This is a genomic window from Kitasatospora hibisci, from assembly GCF_043950205.1.
GTDB lineage: Bacteria > Actinomycetota > Actinomycetes > Streptomycetales > Streptomycetaceae > Kitasatospora > Kitasatospora hibisci.
On the sequence record NZ_CP171642.1, the window covers coordinates 3,581,294 to 3,597,296 of the forward strand.

The 16,003-nt window shown below is 74.5% G+C and carries 14 protein-coding genes; 5 read left to right on the plus strand and 9 right to left on the minus strand.

Annotated features, from left to right (window positions below; all coding sequences use genetic code 11):
• Positions 1-300: 300 nt before the first annotated feature.
• A complete protein-coding gene (locus ACF9IK_RS15220; protein ID WP_395294748.1) occupies positions 301-1,572 on the plus strand; it encodes an MFS transporter in 1,272 nt (423 codons plus the stop codon).
• A gap of 117 nt (positions 1,573-1,689) precedes the next feature.
• Here the strand turns inward: ACF9IK_RS15220 and ACF9IK_RS15225 are convergent, their stop codons facing one another.
• The 4 genes from ACF9IK_RS15225 to ACF9IK_RS15240 form a co-directional block, all read right to left on the minus strand.
• Positions 1,690-2,886 carry a LacI family DNA-binding transcriptional regulator gene (locus ACF9IK_RS15225; RefSeq protein ID WP_395294749.1) on the minus strand — a complete coding sequence of 399 codons (1,197 nt, stop codon included), beginning with the start codon at positions 2,884-2,886 and terminating at the stop codon, positions 1,690-1,692.
• A gap of 14 nt (positions 2,887-2,900) precedes the next feature.
• Complete coding sequence (locus tag ACF9IK_RS15230; protein ID WP_395294750.1) at positions 2,901-3,242, minus strand: DUF4229 domain-containing protein; 342 nt, start codon at positions 3,240-3,242, stop codon at positions 2,901-2,903.
• A gap of 169 nt (positions 3,243-3,411) precedes the next feature.
• Positions 3,412-3,939, minus strand: coding sequence for a GNAT family N-acetyltransferase (locus tag ACF9IK_RS15235; RefSeq protein ID WP_395294751.1), 528 nt, complete (start codon positions 3,937-3,939; stop codon positions 3,412-3,414).
• Positions 3,940-4,011: 72 nt separating this feature from the next.
• Positions 4,012-5,376, minus strand: a complete 1,365-nt coding sequence (locus ACF9IK_RS15240; RefSeq protein WP_395294752.1) for an MFS transporter — start codon at positions 5,374-5,376, stop codon at positions 4,012-4,014.
• 128 nt (positions 5,377-5,504) lie between these two features.
• Between ACF9IK_RS15240 and ACF9IK_RS15245 the strand changes: the two genes are divergently transcribed.
• The gene (locus ACF9IK_RS15245; protein ID WP_395294753.1) at positions 5,505-6,482 is read left to right on the plus strand and encodes a GlxA family transcriptional regulator; all 978 of its coding nucleotides are present in this window, start codon (positions 5,505-5,507) and stop codon (positions 6,480-6,482) included.
• A gap of 464 nt (positions 6,483-6,946) precedes the next feature.
• On the opposite strand, the gene ACF9IK_RS15250 is transcribed toward ACF9IK_RS15245, so the two are convergent.
• Positions 6,947-7,462 (minus strand): ATP-binding protein, encoded by a 516-nt coding sequence (locus tag ACF9IK_RS15250; RefSeq protein ID WP_395294754.1) that lies wholly within the window; start codon positions 7,460-7,462, stop codon positions 6,947-6,949.
• A gap of 561 nt (positions 7,463-8,023) precedes the next feature.
• Here ACF9IK_RS15250 and ACF9IK_RS15255 point away from each other — a divergent pair.
• Positions 8,024-8,779, plus strand: a complete 756-nt coding sequence (locus ACF9IK_RS15255) for a sigma-70 family RNA polymerase sigma factor (RefSeq protein ID WP_395298583.1) — start codon at positions 8,024-8,026, stop codon at positions 8,777-8,779.
• A complete protein-coding gene (locus tag ACF9IK_RS15260; RefSeq protein WP_395294755.1) occupies positions 8,776-9,987 on the plus strand; it encodes a zf-HC2 domain-containing protein in 1,212 nt (403 codons plus the stop codon). The genes ACF9IK_RS15255 and ACF9IK_RS15260 overlap by 4 nt, the downstream gene beginning before the upstream one ends.
• A 67-nt stretch (positions 9,988-10,054) precedes the next feature.
• On the opposite strand, the gene purU is transcribed toward ACF9IK_RS15260, so the two are convergent.
• Together purU and ACF9IK_RS15270 are read right to left on the minus strand one after the other, a co-directional pair.
• Positions 10,055-10,921: a formyltetrahydrofolate deformylase gene (gene purU, locus ACF9IK_RS15265; protein ID WP_395294756.1), complete on the minus strand. Its 867-nt coding sequence runs from the start codon at positions 10,919-10,921 to the stop codon at positions 10,055-10,057.
• A gap of 136 nt (positions 10,922-11,057) precedes the next feature.
• On the minus strand, positions 11,058-11,501 hold the full coding sequence (locus ACF9IK_RS15270; RefSeq protein ID WP_428846370.1) for an SCO4402 family protein: 444 nt from the start codon (positions 11,499-11,501) through the stop codon (positions 11,058-11,060).
• A 244-nt stretch (positions 11,502-11,745) separates the two neighbouring features.
• Here ACF9IK_RS15270 and ACF9IK_RS15275 point away from each other — a divergent pair, with 244 nt between their 5' ends.
• Positions 11,746-13,047 carry an ABC transporter substrate-binding protein gene (locus ACF9IK_RS15275; protein ID WP_395294758.1) on the plus strand — a complete coding sequence of 434 codons (1,302 nt, stop codon included), beginning with the start codon at positions 11,746-11,748 and terminating at the stop codon, positions 13,045-13,047.
• A gap of 117 nt (positions 13,048-13,164) precedes the next feature.
• On the opposite strand, the gene ACF9IK_RS15280 is transcribed toward ACF9IK_RS15275, so the two are convergent.
• Both ACF9IK_RS15280 and ACF9IK_RS15285 read right to left on the minus strand, forming a co-directional pair.
• The gene (locus ACF9IK_RS15280; protein ID WP_395294759.1) at positions 13,165-14,403 is read right to left on the minus strand and encodes a hypothetical protein; all 1,239 of its coding nucleotides are present in this window, start codon (positions 14,401-14,403) and stop codon (positions 13,165-13,167) included.
• A 199-nt stretch (positions 14,404-14,602) separates the two neighbouring features.
• Positions 14,603-15,979, minus strand: a complete 1,377-nt coding sequence (locus ACF9IK_RS15285; RefSeq protein WP_395294760.1) for a transcriptional regulator — start codon at positions 15,977-15,979, stop codon at positions 14,603-14,605.
• Positions 15,980-16,003: the final 24 nt, after the last annotated feature.

The window sequence follows — 16,003 nt, forward strand, 5'->3', positions numbered from 1 at the left end:
ATCGGGCCCCGGTCAGGGGCGTGCCGCCCGCATACAGCTCATGGCGCGACAACGGCGCGGGCTGTCCACAGCACCGGGCAGGCAGCACGGGCGGGCGGCGGTGGGCATCGGGCCCAGGCCGTGCATCCGGAGTGCTCCTGAGGTGGTCATGGCCGACACGTTAGCAGTAAAGGTTTGAGATGTTCAAAGTTGTTGTTTTAGGTGCGGGTGCACACCGATCGAATCCGGACACGAACGAGGCTGATGCCCCATCAGGTGCGCACCGACCCTCGATTGACCGACGCAAGTTATACGTATAACTTGGAGGACATCCCGCCCACCCCTGCCCGCAACGGAGAGCCGTCCATGGGCTATCTCGCCCTGCTCCGAGCCCCGCACGTCAGCCGCCTCCTCTTCGGCACCCTGCTCGGCCGCCTCCCGGCCGGCATGACCGCCCTGGTGATCGCGCTGGCCCTGCGCGAGGCCGGTGCGCCGTACAGCCGGATCGGGCTGGCCACTGCGGCCTACGCGATCTCGGCCGCCGTCGGCGGCCCGGTGCTGGGGCGGATCGTCGACCGCACCGGGCAGCCGCGGGTGCTGCTGGCCTCCGCCGTGATCGCCGGCGGCGGCTACGCGCTGCTGGCGCTCGCGCCCGGCTCGGTGGTCGCCGCACCGCTCGGCGCCGCCGTCGCCGGCCTGGCCATGCCGCCGCTCGAACCCTGCCTCCGCTCACTCTGGCCGGACGTCGTCGAGGACGAGCAGCTCGACACCGCTTACGCATTCGACTCCGCCTCGCAGCAGATCCTCTACGTGGCCGGCCCGCTCGCGGTGGCCGGCATCGCGGGCGCGGTCAGCCCGGTCGCGGCGCTCTGGGTGGCCGCCTCCCTCGGGCTGGCCGGGGCCCTGATCGTGGCCACCGCCGCACCTGCCCGCGCCTGGCAGGCACCGCCGCGCGCGCACTCGGCCGGTCTGCTGGGTCCGCTCCGCTCCCCCGGCCTGGTCCTGCTGCTGATCGGCCTGGCCGGCGCGGGCTGGGCGGTCGGCGCGCAGAACGTGCTGTTCATCGCCTACGCCGAGGCCCACGAGGGCGGTCTGCCCGGCGGTGCCGGGACACTGTTGGCGCTGGCGGCGCTGGGCGGCCTCCTCGGCGCGCTGGCCTACGGCGCGGTGAGGTGGCGCAGCAGCACCGCGACCCGGACGTGGGTCATGGCGCTCGGGATGGTCGTCTCCTACCTCCCGCTGGTGCTGCTGCCCGGTCCGCTCGCGATGGCGGGGCTGGCGTTCCTCTCCGGGATCGGGCTGGCGCCGTTGCTGGCGGCCGCGTTCGTCCTGGTCGCCGAGCTGGCGCCGGTCGGCACGGTGACCGAGGCGTTCGCCTGGCTGGTGACGCTGTTCGCGACCGGCAACTCGCTCGGCTACGCCGTCTCCGGCAACCTCGCCGAGGGCTCCCTGACCTCGGTGGCGCTCTGCGCGGCCGGCGGCATCGGGCTGGGCGGGCTGCTGCTGTTCGGCGCACGCCGCTGGTTCCGGCCCGCTCCGGCCCACGCCGCGCCCGTCGCGCCCGCCGCGGCCGAGCCGGTGCCGGCGGGCTGAGGCCGAGGCAGCTCCCCGCAGACGTGACTGCGCCCGTCGGACCGGGTGGTCTGGCCGACGGGCGCAGTCGCCTGCCCGACGGCGGTCGCCGTCCCGACGCTCCCGACGCTCCCGGGCTCAGGCCGCCGCGGTCGAGGAGCGCAGGACCAGCGAGGTGGCCAGCGGCGGCACCGGCGCGACCGGCTCGCCACGGAGCAGGTCGGCGAGGGCCGCGACGCCGGCTCGGCCCAGCTCCTCGCCGGGGAGGTCGACGGTGGTGAGCGGCGGAGCGAGCAGCGCGGCGACCGGGACGTTGTCGATGCCGACCACCGAGAGGTCGGCGGGAACGCGCAGCCCGAGTTCGACGGCCGCCTGGTAGACCCCGGAGGCCACCACGTCGTCGTCGCAGATCACCGCGCGCGGACGGTCGGGGTGCTCCAGCAGCCGGTGGGCGACGCTGTGGGCGGCCGGCTGGCCCTCGTTGAGGCTCACCCCGAACTCGACCACGTCCAGGCCGAGTGCCTCGGTCGCCTGCTCGAAGGCCGCCTGCCGGACCCGGAAGGTGTACGCGGAGTGGGTGGAGCGCAGCCGGCCGATCCGGCGGTGGCCGAGCCCGGCCAGGTGCTCGACGGCCGCGCGCATGCCGCCGGCCACGTCCAGCTCGATGGTCGGACGGGCGCGGTCGGTGCCAGGATCGGCGTCCAGGAAGACCACGGGGGTGTCGGCGGGCAGCTCGCCCAGCTGGCTGTCGTCCGGCGAGCAGATCAGCAGGCCGTCGAACCGGCTGGTGGTGGCGGCCTCGGCCAGCGTTGCGCTCCCCCAGCCCGAGCTGACCACGACCGCGAGGCCGTGCTTGCCGGCCTCCTCGTGGACGCCCTCCAGCACCCGGCCGAAGAACGGGCCGAGGATGTTCGGCACGGCCAGCAGGATCATGCCGCTGCGGCCGAGGCGCAGCTGCCGGCCGGCCGCCTGCGGCCGGTAGCCGAGGCTGCGGGCGGCCTCCCGGACCCGTTCCCGGGTGGCGTCGGAGACCCGGCGGCCGGCCTCGGAGCCGGAGAACACCAGGGAGACGGTGGCCTGCGAGACCCCGGCGAGCCGGGCGACGTCGCGACCGGTGGGGCGACGGACGGGCGCCGGCCAGGTACCGCTCGCCGGCTCTCCCGGTTCCCCGGGCGCGGCGGAGGCACGCGGCGTGCGCGGGGCGGCACCGGAGGGAGTATCCGCCCCCGCGCCATCGGCGTTCGAGGTGTCGGCGTTCGAGGTGTCGGCGCGCGGAGTTCCGGAGCCCGGGGTGTCGGAGCTCGGGGTGTCGGCGGCGGGGTCGGGTGCGGGCACGGCGGCGGCGCGGCTCAGCTCTTCGCTGCGGCCGCGCGGGCGGCGTCGTCGGCGGCGTCCTCCTCGGCGTTCTGCGCCGCGATCCGGTCCGCCGTGCGGTCGCGCAGGCGGTCGACCTTGCCGGAGATCTGGGCCGACATCTCGTCGCGCTGCTTGCTCAGCAGGACGTAGCTGAGCGGCGCCGAGACCACCGCGGCCAGCAGGAAGAGAAACACCACACCGAGCTCGCCCTGGACCGGGATCACCTGGAAGTGACCGAGCAGCAGGGCGACCAGCAGGCAGCCCAGGAAGATGCTGACCCGCAGGGAGGTGTAACGGAGCGTGGCGTGCGACTTGTTGCTCACATTGCTGCTCACCGGGGACACGTCCTTCTCTGCGCGGGGGGCTGGGCCGGTCTCCCAGTGAAGCATGCCCGACGACCCGCGCGGGGAACGGGTGGCCCGTCCCCCCGTCCCCCGCTCCTCCGTCGGCCGCGCCCGGGACCCGTCGGCGTACCCGGCCGGGGCGTCGGCGCCGGCCGGGCGGTCAGCGCAGGTCGAGCCACATGGTGACGTCGTCGCGGTCGTCCCCGGGGGCGACCCGGATGGTGCCCGGCACCCGTCCGACCTCGGCGTAGCCGCAGCGCCCGTAGAACTGCTCCAGGCCGAGCCCGCCGCGGACGTACAGCCGCAGGCCGACCAGCCCCCAGTCCCGGGCGAGCCGTTCGGCCTCGGCCATCAGCTCCGCGCCGTAGCCCCGCCCCTGCAGCTCGGGGTGCACCATCACCCGGCTGAGCAGCCGCCAGTGGTCCATCGGCGCGAACCGCATCGACTCGAAGAAGAGCATCCCGGCCGGCCGGCCGGTCTCGGCCTCGTGCGCGACCAGCAACCGGTCCGGCCCGGACGGTGCGACGGCCGAGAACTGCTTCTCCGCGGTGACCCAGACCTCGTCCTCCGTCACCGGGGCGACGAAGCCGACGGCACCCCCCGCGTTGGTGGCGTCGGTCCAGAGCCGGACGAGGCCCTGCCGCAGTTCGGCGTCGAGGTCGGGATCGAGCGTGAAGGTGAGTGCCATGGCCGTCGAGCCTATCCGCGCTCCACGACGCCCACGACGACCGCCGAGCCTCCACGACGCCTCTCGACGGCGCTAGGACAGCACCGGAACGGCGCGGTCGGGCCGGTCCCCGTGGTTCGCCCCCAGGGCCAGGCAGAGCAGGACGGCCACCGCGCAGAGGGCGCCGGCCGCGTACCAGGCGAGGTCGTAGTCGCCGAACGCGTCCCGGACCAGTCCGGCCAGTCCGGCCACCACCGCGGCGCCGATCTGGTGGCAGGCCAGCACCCAGCCGAAGACGATCGGCGCGTCCTCGCCGAAGTGGCGGCGGCAGAGCGCGACGGTCGGCGGCACGGTGGCCACCCAGTCCAGGCCGTAGAAGATCACGAAGGCCAGGATCGGCGGCTCCAGCGAGCCCGCGAAGAGCTGCGGGAGCAGGAGCAGCGAGAGGCCGCGCAGCGCGTAGTAGACGACCAGCAGCAGCCGGGAGTCCAGGCGGTCGGTGAACCAGCCGCTGGCGATCGTGCCCACCACGTCGAAGACGCCGATCAGCGCGAGCAGGCTCGCCGCGGTGGTGACCGGCAGGCCGTGGTCGTGGGCGGCCGGGATGAAGTGGGTGCCGACCAGGCCGGCCGTGGTCGCGCCACAGATCGCGAAGGAGCCGGCCAGCAGCCAGAACGCCCTGCTGCGGGCCGCGTCGCGGAGCACCCGCAGCGAGCGGGCCAGCGCGCCGCCGGTGGGCGCCGGGGCGGGCGGGGCCTCGGTGGCGCCGTACGGGAGCAGGCCGAGATCGGCGGGGCGCTCGCGCATCAACAGCAGCACCGGGACGGCGACCGCGGAGGCGGCCAGCGAGACCACCACGACGGCGGAGCGCCAGCCGTGCTGCTCCACCAGCCAGGCGCCGACCGGCAGGAACACCAGGTTGCCGGCGGCACCGGCCGCGGTGAGCACGCCGGTGACCAGGCCCTGCCGGGCCCGGAACCAGCGGCCGGTGACGGTGGTGGCGAAGGCGCCGGCCATCGAGCCGCTGCCGAGGCCGACCAGCACGCCCCAGCAGAGCACCAGTTGCCAGGGTTCGCGCATCAGCATGGTCAGGCCGGCGCCGACGGAGATGGTGAGCAGCGCGCACACCACCACCAGCCGCACGCCGAAGCGGTCCATCAGGGCGGCGGCGAAGGGGGCGGTGAGGCCGTAGAGGGCGAGGTTGACCGAGGTGGCGCTGGAGATCGTCGCCATCGACCAGCCGAACTCGTTGTGCAGCGCGTCCATCATCAGGCCGGGCGTGGAGCGGAAGCCGGCCGAGCCGAGCAGCACCAGCAGGGACACGGCCGCCACCACCCATGCGTAGTGCACCCGGGGCCCGCGCGGGCCGGCGGTGGCGGGAGCGGGGGCGTCGCCGGCGGTGAGGGCGTCGTCGAGGGCGGGGGCGTCGCCGACGGTGAGGGTGTTCCGTTCGTTCACTCGGCCGAGTCTCCCGAAGGAGCGGAACCCGGGCGAGTGGCCTGACTGCCAGCTTTCGTAAGAATCGGGCCACCGGCCCGGCGTACGCTGGGGCCGACACGACGGCAGCGGGCGAAGGGGGGAGCGGGGTGGCCCACAAGGTCGCGGTGCTGGCGCTCGACGGGGTGATCGCCTTCGAACTGGGCATCCCGGCAAGGATCTTCGAGTCGGCCAGGGACTCCGCAGGCGTCCCGCACTACCAGGTGGCCACCTGCACGCTGGACGGCCGGCCGGTCGACACCAGTACCGACTTCCGGATCGCCGTCGACCACGGGCCCGAACTGCTGGAGTGGGCCGACACCGTGGTCGTCCCGGCCTCCAAGGACCCGGGGCCGATGCAGGTGGACGCCCGGCTCACCCCCGAGCTCGGCGCCGCGCTGGCCAGGATCCGGCCCGGCACCCGGCTGGTGTCGATCTGCACCGGCTCCTTCGTGCTGGCCGCCGCCGGCCTGCTGGACGGCCGTCCGGCCACCACCCACTGGCGCTACACCGAGCGCTTCGCGGCGCTCTTCCCGGCCGTCCGGCTCGACCCGGACGTGCTGTTCACGGACGACGGCGACGTGCTCACCTCCGGCGGGGTGGCGGCCGGCGTCGACCTCTGCCTGCACATCGTCCGCCGCGACCACGGCAGCGCGGTGGCCAACACGGTGGCCCGCCACTGCCTGGTGCCGCCGTGGCGCGAGGGAGGCCAGAAGCAGTACGTCGAGCTCCCCCGCCCGAGCGCCGAGCCCGGCAGCGGCACGGCCGCCGTCCGCGCCTGGGCGCTGGAACACCTCGCGGAGCCGCTGTCGCTGCGGCAGCTCGCCGACTGGGCCGGCATGAGCGTGCGCACCTTCACCCGGCGGTTCCGGGAGGAGACGGGCGCCAGCCCCGGCCAGTGGCTCACGGTCCAGCGCACAGAGCGGGCCCGGCAGCTGCTGGAGCGCACCGATCTGACGATCGACCAGGTGGCCCGGGAGTCCGGCTTCGGCACGGCCGCCTCGCTCCGGCTGCAGCTGCGCGGCCGGCTGGACGTGGCGCCGAGCGCGTACCGGCGGACGTTCCGGACGGGCGAACGGGCCGGCTGACGACCCGGCGGGCGGACCTGACTGCGGCCTGCGGACGCGCGCCCTCCGGAAATGGCGCGAAAGCGCGTCCCCGGGCGACCGGACCACGCTCCCCGGATCGGACGGACCGGACGGATTGGATGGCGGCGGGCCGCACGCACCCCGAGCACGGCACGGCCGACCGCCATCCAACCTCAACGCACGGGCCCTGAACCCGCACGACCGCCCTCCGCACTCGCCAAGGAACCACCACGCGATCGGCAGCGCACGGTCCCCCCTGCTGACATGGTCCCCCTGGACAGCAGCACCGCAGCGGCGTTCGGGTGTTCCCTCGGCGTCCCCTCGCAACGGAGAGCTGCTCCCAAGCGTGATCAGTCGGATACATCACGTCAATGGGTTGTCCGAAATTCGGAATGGTTGCGTCAGGTTTCGGCCCGATGATCGCCGGACGGGCCGGAGGCGGACCGGACGCGCCCGTCGGACCGTCACTGCGCCAGCGCGGCCCAGTCCACGGCGGCCAGCGGGTCCACCGGCGCGGTGTCCGCGCCGATCTCGCACCAGACCCGCTTGCCCGAGCCGTCCGGGTACCAGCCCCAGCGGTCGCAGAGCAGCTCGACGAGTTCCAGGCCGCGGCCGCTGGTGGCATCGGTGTCCGGGCCGGCGTGCCGGGGCGCGGGGGCCGCCTGGCTGGCGTCGGCGACCTCGACCCGGAGCGGGCCGACCGTCGCCGACTCGCGCACCCCGTCGGTGGCCCCGGCCGGACCGCATCCGGCCCCCGGTGCGGCACCGTCCACCGGGAAGCAGAGCCGCAGGACGGCCGGACTGCCGGTGTGCACCACGGCGTTGGTCACCAGCTCGGAGACGACCAGCACCACCGTCTCGGCGATCGGGGCGTCCGGGTCCACACCGTGGTTGAGCAGTCGCGAGCGCACCCACCGACGGGCCCGGCCGACCTCGGCGGGGTCCGCCTGCACCGCCAGCTGTACCTGTAGAACCTGCACCGCTCCACCACCCGCACTCGCAGTTCGGCCGCCGCCTCGATCGGGATCGGCCGTCCGACCGGCCCGGGCGCGCGCCGGGCCACCGCCTCCGGGCCTCCGCACGTCGCACCCGGCACGTCCGGCCCGCGCCATCTCGTCCGTCGCTCACTGGCCGCGACACGAATACGCCTCAGGATGAGTCGGCGGGAGGACCGCAGCAAGCGCTTCGGGCATATTCCAGCGATCGGGGGACAGGGCAGGGCATACTGTCCCGTTCACTATCGCGAGCCTCGCACCGGCGCTCGTCCGGCCGGGCCGACCGGCCGGACACGCAGGGCGAACCTACCGCCGGACGCCCCACGGACCCGGCCCGCCACTCGCGAACCACCCGTGCGACATATGTCCAGGCCCCGTCGAACAGCTGGATCGGGGGCGGATCACACGATGTGACGATCCGAAGCCCCGTGTTCTCCTTCTTTCGCGGAATCCCGCCCGCCCGCCGAAGGGCGGAGGATACCGTGGGGCGAGGCCGCGGAACAGCTGCGGTAGCGGCGGAACCCCATGGCAGGAGGGTGGTTGACGGTGGCCACCCCCGGCAGCGCCCCGCGGTGGGACGAGCAGCTCCAGCGCCGCCTCGCCCGCGGTGAGGAGACGGCCCTGGGCGAGCTCTACGACCAGCTCGCGCCGATGGTGCACGGGCTGGCCGGGCGGATACTGGCCGACCAGGCCGCCGCCGCCCAGCTCACCCGCGAGATATTCGCCCATGTCTGGGAGCACCCCGAGGACTTCGACCCGGCCGAGGGCTCGCTGCGCTCCTGGATCGGCGCCCTGACCCACCGCCGCGCCGTGGACCGGCTCCGGGTCCGGCGTGCAGCCGAGGCGGTGCCCGCCCACGACGACTACGGTGGCCGTGACGGCCACGGCCACCGCGGCAACCGCGGCGGCGGCTGGAACGGCTACGGCACCGACGACGGCACCGACGGCAACGGCGACGGCGCCCGCCGCACCGGCCGGCCCGGCGCGAACGACCGGGTCGAGGAGGAGATCCGCACCGTCGCCACCGCCGCCCGGATCCAGGTCGCGGTCGACTCCCTGCCGCAGACCCTGCGTGAGACCATCACGGTGACGTACTACGACGGCCGCACCTACCAGGAGACGGCCCGCCGGCTCGGCATCAGCGAACAGACCGCCAAGCAGCGGATGCGGCTCGGCCTGGAGCTGCTGGCCACCGAACTCGCCGCGGAGCGGGCCCGCCAGCGGCGGGCCCGCCCGGACGGCGACGACCGGCGACAGGCCGGCTGCGGACACCGGCACGGGAACGAGGACGGGGGCACGTGACGACCACCGAGGAGCAGCACGAGGCCCTGCGCTCGCTGCTCGGCGCCTGGGCCCTCGGCGCCTGCCCGCCGCACGAGGCCGCCGACCTGGAACGCCACCTGCGGGCCTGTGCCGAGTGCGCCGACGAGGCCGCGCGGCTGCGCGAGGCGGCCGGCTGGCTCGCCGTCGACGAACCGCTCGACCAGCCCGGCCCGCTCCGCCAGCAGGTGCTCGACTGGTGCCTGGCCCGGCGGCCCGCCGAGCTGCCCGTCCCTGCCTGGGGCGCGCCGTACGCGGCGGAGACGGCGAAGCTGGACGCGCTGCTGCGCGACCTGGGCCCGGAGGAGTGGCAGGAGGTGGCCGAGCTCCCGTGGCACGGCGGCACCGAGTACCTGCGCCCGGCCGAGGTGCTCTGCCACCTGGCCGCCGTGGACGGCTTCCTGGCCGTCGCCCTCGGCATGCCCGACCCCGTCCCGGGCGGCCCCGTCCCAGGCGGCCCCGCCCCGGCCGGCGGGCGCCGGGTGCCGCCGCAGGAGCACGGCCCCAACCCGCCGCGGGTGCCCGCCCAGGGCGGGCCGGCGGACGACGGCCGGCCGTGGGCCGCCATCAACCGGCGGACCGCCCGGCTCGCCGCCGAACAGGCCGGGCAGCCACCGCAGCGGGTCCGTGCCCGGTGGCGCCGGCACTGCCACGAGCTGGTCCGCACCGCCGCGCTGGCCCCGCGCGGCAGCACGCCGGTCGACTACGGCTTCGCGACCGTCCCACTGCGCGACGCCTTCGTCGACCGGGCCTTCGAGACCTTCGTCCACGGCGACGACGTGGCCCGCGCAGTGGCGTACCCCTACGACCCGCCGGCCCCGCAGCACCTGCGCCAGATGGTCGGCCTGGCGGTCCGGATGCTGCCGCTCGCGCTGGCGGGGCTGCGCGCCGCCCGCCCCGAGCACGCCGGGGCGCCCCCGAGCGCGTCGGGCGACAGCCGCCGGACCGGGCGGCAGCTCCGGCTGGTGATCGACGGCCCGGCGGCCGGAGAGTGGCTGATACCCCTGGACGGTCCGGACGGCGGGCCGCCCGGCGGCGAACCGGTGGCCTCGATGGTGCTGGACGGGCTGGAGTTCTGCCAGCTGGCCGCCGCACACCGCGATCCGGACCGGCTGCCGGTGGGCGAGCACGGCGACCGGGCCGCGATCCGCGAGGTACTGCACGCCACCCCGCTGCTGTCGCGCCCGTAGCACGGCGCACGGCGCCCCGGTCCAGGGGCCGGGCCTCCGCCCGGGCTCCGCTGTCAGGCGTCAGGCGTCAGGCGAAGACGACCGTGCGGCTGCCGTTGAGCAGCACGCGGTGCTCGCTGTGCCACTTCACCGCGCGGGCCAGCGCCTGGCACTCGACGTCCCGGCCGAGCGCGACCAGCTGGTCCGGGGTGACGTCGTGGGTCACCCGGGCCACCTCCTGCTCGATGATCGGGCCCTCGTCCAGGTCGGCGGTGACGTAGTGCGCCGTGGCGCCGATCAGCTTCACGCCGCGGGTGTGCGCCTGGTGGTACGGCTTGGCGCCCTTGAAGCTCGGCAGGAAAGAGTGGTGGATGTTGATCACCCGGCCGGACAGTGCCGTACAGAGCTCGTCCGAGAGCACCTGCATGTAGCGGGCCAGCACGACCAGCTCGACGTTCTCCTTGGCGACCAGGTCCAGCAGCTGCTGCTCGGCCTCGGCCTTGGTCTCCCGGGTGACCGGGATGTGGTGGAACGGGATCCCGTAGCCCTCGGTGAGGTCCCGGAAGTCGGTGTGGTTGGAGACCACCGCGGCGATCTCCACCGGCAGCGCGCCGATCCGGGTGCGGAACAGCAGGTCGTTCAGGCAGTGCCCGAACCTGCTGACCATCAGGACGATCCGCATCCGCTCCTCGGTCGGGTGGATCTGCCAGTCCATCCCGAACGAGGCCCCGATCGCGGCGAAGCTGGCCCGCAGCTTGTCGACGGTGATCTCCTCGACGGCGGAGAAGTGCACCCGCATGAAGAACAGCCCGCTGTCCCGGTCACCGAACTGCTGGCTGTCGACGATGTTGCAGCCGGTCATGAAGAGGTAGCTGGAGACCGCGTGGACGATGCCCTGCTTGTCGGGGCAGGACAGCGTGAGGACGTACTGGGTGCTGGCCGTCTGCTGTTCCACGTGGGAGGTATCCCGTCCTGAGGTCGTGCCGTCGGTGAGTGGTCCAGCGTGTCACATCCTGGACGGCTGCCGCCCCGCTGCCCGTACTGCGGGACGGCCCGGCTCACCGGGAGCTCGGCGGGACGTCAGGACGAGGTCAGGACGAGGTCAGGATCCGCAGCACGTCCAGCGAGCGCGGCGGGGCGTCCGGGTCCTCGCCGTCGTTGGCCGCGAGCTTGACGTGCGCCTCGCGGGCGGCCCGGACCGCCTCCGGCCAGCCGTGGTGCCCGAGGTAGGCGGAGGCCGGGGCGTCGGCGCCGACCTCGTGCAGGATCCGGACCACCCGGAGCACCGCGACGTCCACCACCGCGGCCTCGGCCGAGTCGCGGAAGATCGTCCCGATGTACTTCTCGGCCGACCAGCGGTCCAGCCAGGTGTCCTCGACCAGGCGGTAGACGGCGTCGGTCACGTCACCGAAGCCCGCACGGCCGGACAGCCAGGTCTCCTGCTGGAACCCGGGGTCGGACAGCATGTGGAGCGCCGAACGGAGACGGGCTCGCCAGCGCCACCAGGGCAGGTCGTTGAGCGGCATGCCGCCCATCGTGCTGGAGCGGTGGCCCGGACGAGAAGGGTTTCGGGCAGACCGATACGAAGAATCTGTGCTGGCGGACATGGCTGACGATCGTACGTTCCCCCACCGTTCGTGCTCCACTCCGCGTCTACACGCGTCCGACCCTGGATTTCGACTTCCGTTGGTGAACCGTTCGCCGAGCGGTCCTCTCGGCTTGTGGCACCGGGGCTTGGCTGTTGCCGGTGCGCCGCAGCCGCCTCAGGAGGGAAGACCGATGAGCAGCCGAAGGGGCCCGTCACAGGACCACAGCACGATCACCGAGCGGCAGCGTCGCCGCCCGATCGCCGCAGTCGCCGCCGCCGCGGCACTGCTCCCGACCCTCTTCTCGGCCTCCGCGTGCGGCGGACCGGCCGATGCCGCCACCAACAGCGGTGACCTCACCGTCATGACCTGGGCACCGTCCGGCACGGGCAGCGCCGACCGGCCCGGCATGACCGCCCTCGCCGAGGCGATCGGCAAGGACATCAACACCAAGGGCGGCCTCAACGGCCGCACCATCCGGGTGCTCACCTGCAACGAGCACAACACCGCGGCCGGGGCCACGGCCTGTGCCCAGCAGGCCGTGGACGCCAAGGCGGTCGCCGTGATCGGCTCGTACAGCCAGTACGGCGACCGGTTCATGCCGATCCTGGAGCGCGCCGACATCCCGCTGATCGGCGGCTACGGGATCTCCCAGCCCGAGTTCAGCAGCCCGCTCTCGTACCCGGTGGCCGGCGGAATGCCGGCGCTGATCGGGGGCAGCGGCCGCCAGCTGGTGGAGGCCGGCTGCAAGAGCGTCTCGCTGGTCCGGCCGGACACCCCGGCCGGGGACAACCTGCTCGGCTACCTGGCCAACGCGCTCAAGCCGGCCGGGATCAAGCTGCTCGACGTGAAGGCGCCGGAGCAGTCCTCCGACTACTCGGCGGTGGTCCGCAAGGCGGTCGGCAGGGACGAGGCGGGCAACTGCATGACCTCCGCCCTGGCCGCCGAGCCGACCGGCAACCTGCTGGACTCCTACCGCCGGGTGGGGCCGAAGAACACCAGGATCGCCTCGGTGATCGGCAGCGTGCAGCAGTCGGTCGTCGACTCGACCGGCGGCGACGGCGGTCCGCTCGCCGGCGCCTACGTGACCGGCTGGTTCCCGCCGGAGTCCGCCAAGATCTGGGACTCCCTCCGCGCAGTGGTCCACAGCGACGCCGCCGGCGGCCGGGCCATCGACGTGGCCGACCCCGGGGTGCAGACCACCTGGGTCGGGTACGAGGTGTTCCGGCAGATATCCGACCGGCTGAGCGCGGCCGGGCGGCCGGTCACCGCCAAGACGATCACCTCTCTGCTGGACGGCGGCGAGCAGGTGGACGTCGGCCTGACCCCGCCGCTGAACTGGGGCACCACCAACATGCTGCCGAGCACCGAGTCGCCCCGGCTGGTGAACACCTGGGTCACGTACCAGGTGGTCAAGGGCGGTCGGCTCGCACTCCAGCAGCCCGGCTTCGTCGACGTGCGCTGGGTGCTCACCGGCGCCAGGCCCCCGGCCTGACGCCACCGCCGGAGGGGTCGGCCCGGGTCACCGGTCCGGCCCCCCGGTGTTTCCCGGCCCGAGCGTTCCGGTCCCGGCGTTCCCGTCCCGGCGTTCCCGGCCTCCCGGACGGGGGGATCAGAGGTCGCCGTCGCCGCGGTTCGGCAGGCCGGTCTGCCCGGCGATCGTGTTCCAGAGGCCGGAGGCCTGCTTCTTCGCCGTGGTGGCCGAGCCGCTGGCCTGCACCGCGTTCTTGTAGTGCTGGTTGTCGATCTTCTTGGGGTCGCAGCCGGCCTGCATGTCGCCGGCCCAGGCCGCGTACTCGTCGTCGGCGGTCGCGGAGGCCTGCCAGGCCGCATTGAGCTGCTCGACCAGCTGCGGACCGCTCGGCAGCTGGTCCGTCTTCAGGGCCGCCAGCTTGGTCTGCAGCTCCCGGCGCTTGCCCGCGGCGTCGGTCAACGCCTGCTGGGACTCCGGCAGCTTGTCGCACTTCTGCACCGCGCCCACCGCGCCGATCACCGCCTGGCGGCTGTCGCTGGCGGTGCCCAGCAGGTCGGAGAGCGCCTGGGCCTGGGCCTTGACCTCGGGGCTGACGGACGGCGCCGCCGTGCCGGTCGCGGCCGGCGAGCCGGTCGACGTGGCGCTGCCGGTGACCGCCGGGCCGGCCTTCTTCTCCGGGCCGGGCGCGTCGTCGCCACCGCTCATCAGCACGGCGACCAGGACGCCGGCCGCCACGCAGCCCGCCACCACACCGCCGACGACCAGCTTGGTGGACGAACGGCCACCGCCCCCGGAGCCGGCCCGGGTCGGGAAGTCCTGGCCCGGGTACTCCGGCGCGGCCGGCTGACCGTACTGGGCCTGCTGGGCCTGCTGGGCCTGCTGGGCCTGCTGGGCCTGCTGGGCCTGCTGGGCCTGCTGGGCCGGGTAACCCTGACCGGGCTGCTGCGGGTAGCCGGGGGCCGGGGCGGTCGGTGCGGCCTGCGGGTAGCCGGGCTGGGCCGGGTAGCCGCCGGCGGCCGGGTCCGCGGTGGGGTACGGCGGCAGGTACTGCGTCTCCGGGGCCGGCTCGGCCTGCGCCGCCTGCGGGTAGCCGGGCTGCGGGGCCCCGCCCCACGGCGCGGCCTGGGCCGGCATGGCCTGGGTCGGCAGGGCGTGCACGCCCTCCCCGAGGTACTCGGGCCGGCCGGACGGCGGCCCGGCCGGGGGCAGGTAGGGCTGCCCGGCCGACAGCCCGCCCGACGGCTGCTGCTGGCCGGGCACGGCCTGGCCGTGGCCCTGCGGCTGGCCCGGCTGGCCCTGCGGCTGGCCGGGCTCGGGGCGGAACAGGTCGTCCAGGTTGAAGTCACCCGAGTTGGGGTACGAGCGGCGCTGGCTCAACGCGATTCCTCACCTGTGCACGACCGCGCGCTGACGGCGGACCACATCTCGTCGGTTCTTGGGAGCATCACAGTTCCTTGGACGTCACGCCCACGCTACCGGTTCACCGAACCGGGTGACCACGTGGGCGGTCCATCCCTCACCGGCCCCTCACCTGCGCGCCGACGCCCAGCTCACGCGGACCGCTCGGGCCGCCCGCTCAGGCGGCCTCCGCCTCCGCCCGGGCCTGGAACTCGCGGACCACCCGCTGCTCCCGGTAGGGCTCCAGCCTGCGTCGGAACTCGTCGAGGTACTCCACCCCCCGGTTCGACCGCAGCCCACTGAGCAACCGGACCGCCTGGGCGCCCGTCTCGCAGGCCCGCTCCAGGTCGCGCTGCTGCAGCTGCGCCGTCGCGAGCAGCACGAGGTCCACCGCGCGGCGGCGCACCCGCGTCGGCGGGTGCAGGTCGAGCGCCCGCCGGGCGTAGTGCTCGGCCGGGCCGGCCTGCTCCAGGTCCCGGTGGCAGTGGGCCAGCTCGTCGGCGAGGTAGGCGTCGTCGAAGTGGGCGATCCAGTCCGGATCGTCCTCGGGGCGCCGCTTCTCCATCGCCTCCAGCGCCTTGGCGGCAACCGCCTCGCACGACCGGGCATCACCCAGCAGTGCGTGGCCGCGCGCCTCGGCTGCGTAGAACATCGCCATCGCCGTCGGGGTGGCCACCGAGCGGGCGCCCTCCTGGGCGGCCCGGGCGAGTTGGGCGATCTCCCGCGGGTTGCCCAGGGTCGCCGCCAGGTGGCTCATCGAGGCGGCCAGCACGTAGCCGCCGTAGCCGCGGTCGTCCGCGGCCTGGGCGAGCCGCAGCGCCTGGATGTAGTAGCGCTGGGCCAGGCCGGGCTGGCCGGTGTCCACCGCCATGTAGCCCGCCAGCTCGGTCAACCGGGCCACCGCCGCGAAGAGTTGCCGACCGGTCTCCTCCCGGTAGGCGCCGCCGAGCAGGCCGGAGACCACGCTGTTCAGGTAGTGCACCACCACCGGGCGGACGTGGCCGCTGCCGAAGCGGTGGTCGAGGTCGACCAGCATGGCCGTGGTCGCCTTGATCGCCGCCACGTCGGTCGGGCCGACCCGCGGACCGCCGGTGCGCGCCACCACCGGGTCGGGCGGGGTGATCAGCCAGTCCCGGCTCGGCTCGACCAGCGCGGAGGCCGCGACCGTCGCCCCGGTGAGGAAGTCCCGCCGGCCGACGTCGCTGCGCCAGAGCTCGCAGACCTGTTCCAGGGCGGCGCTCAGGGTCGGCGCGAACTGCAGCCCGATGCCGGAGCTGAGGTTCTTGCCGTCGGCCATGCCGATCTCCTCGACCGACACGCTCCGGCCGAGTTTGCGGCCGAGCGCCTCCGCGATCACCGCCGGCGCCTGCCCCCGCGGCTGCTGGCCGCGGAGCCAGCGCGCGACGGAGGTCTTGTCGTAGCGCAGGTCCAGACCGTGCTCGGCGCCACAGAGGTTGACTCTCCGCGCCAGACCGGCGTTGGAGCAGCTGGCCTCCTGGATCAGCTGCTGCAGACGCTCGTTGGGCTGTCGTGCGACAAGTGGTCTCGCGGCCATTGGGCTTCGCCTCCCCACACCCTC

Coding starts and splice junctions, on each gene's coding strand:
- ACF9IK_RS15235 (WP_395294751.1), bottom strand. CDS start 3,939: ATGGCACTCACCTTCACGCTCGATCCCGACCTCGACGCCGAACTGCGG.
- ACF9IK_RS15275 (WP_395294758.1), top strand. CDS start 11,746: ATGAGCAGCCGAAGGGGCCCGTCACAGGACCACAGCACGATCACCGAG.
- ACF9IK_RS15285 (WP_395294760.1), bottom strand. CDS start 15,979: ATGGCCGCGAGACCACTTGTCGCACGACAGCCCAACGAGCGTCTGCAG.
- ACF9IK_RS15270 (WP_428846370.1), bottom strand. CDS start 11,501: ATGGGCGGCATGCCGCTCAACGACCTGCCCTGGTGGCGCTGGCGAGCC.